1 protein-coding gene is annotated in these 732 nt (G+C 67.5%); it reads right to left on the minus strand.

Annotation, left to right across the window (positions count from 1 at the left end; translation table 11 throughout):
• The coding region (locus ACP5J3_RS14965) for a DEAD/DEAH box helicase (RefSeq protein ID WP_428496401.1) at positions 1–732 on the minus strand (732 nt) is incomplete at both ends.

Consider the following 732-nt stretch of genomic DNA (forward strand, 5'->3'; position numbering starts at 1 on the left):
TGCTCCAGGCTGAACTCGGCGCCGGGGTCCCTCAGCTCGTACGCTGTGGCGTGGATCTTGCCCGGCCATATCCTCACGAGCCTGCCTATGCGCTGTAGCACCCTGGTCCTGCTCCGCCCGCCGATGGCGGTGATGAGAGTGCGCAGGGGCGGCAGGTCGAGGCCCTCGTCGGCGAGCGTGGTGGCGGATATGGCGTCGATCCTCCCCTCCCTCACCTCGTCGTAGATCTTCTTCCTCACCTCGCCCTTCACGGCGCCGGTTACGACCTCGGCGCGGAGGCCGATCTCCCTCAGTAGACTGCCGATGGCCTCGGCGTGCCTCACCAGCTGGGTTACGATCAGCGCCGGCTTCTCGGCGGACGCGGCGAGCTTCGCGATGAACTTGTTTCGCGCCTCGCACTCCGCCAGGGCCTTCCGCTCCCTGGCCCAGCCCTGCGCGCCCCTCCCAGCGCCCTGCGCCTCGGGGCACCTGGGGGCGTCCACCACCCTTATCGTCACAGGGACGGCGAAGCCGCGCTGGATCAGGAACGACGAGGAGATCCGCGGCTCCACCACGTCCCCGGCATATGCGTATATCTCCAAGTCGCGGCCGTCGTTGCGCCACGGAGTCGCCGAGAGGCCAATGCGGAGTGCCTCCCCGTCGCCAGCCAACATGGCGACCGTCTTCACCGTCCTCGCTGGCAGATGGTGCACCTCGTCGATTATTACCGCCGTGCGCCTACCAGTGAATATA

The organism is Pyrobaculum sp. (assembly GCF_049971835.1).
Classification (GTDB): Archaea; Thermoproteota; Thermoprotei; order Thermoproteales; family Thermoproteaceae; genus Pyrobaculum.